The 345-nt window shown below is 31.0% G+C and carries 1 protein-coding gene; it reads left to right on the top strand.

What is annotated here, in order from left to right; genetic code table 11:
• Positions 1–40 precede the first annotated feature (40 nt).
• The coding region (locus J1C54_RS16490) for a hypothetical protein (protein ID WP_229150073.1) at positions 41–345 on the top strand (305 nt) is incomplete at its 3' end.

Here is a 345-nt window from a genome sequence, read left to right as displayed (position 1 = left end):
ATATGAAATACTAATGGAATAAATTGCTTAAATTCGATTTATGTCTTCAAAACGTAGATTAAGCAAAGCTTATAAAAATGCACTTAGAATCTCATTCAATGACGATTCTAAATTCATTCTTTTTAGTGATTGTCACAGAGGGGACAATAGCTTCGCAGACGATTTTGCAAACAATCGTAACATCTACTTCCATGCATTAAAGCATTATTATAATAATGGGTTTCATTATTGTGAATTAGGCGATGGTGATGAATTATGGGAGAATTTATCTTTTACTTCAATCTTACATGCTCATAAAAATGTCTTCATGCTCATGAAGCAATTTCATGATGAAGAACGACTACA

The sequence above is a fragment of the Alcanivorax sp. 1008 genome (assembly GCF_020667895.1).
GTDB lineage: Bacteria > Pseudomonadota > Gammaproteobacteria > Pseudomonadales > Alcanivoracaceae > PGZG01.
Note: the sequence above shows the minus strand (reverse complement) of the source record. Positions and strands in the feature narration are given on the sequence as shown.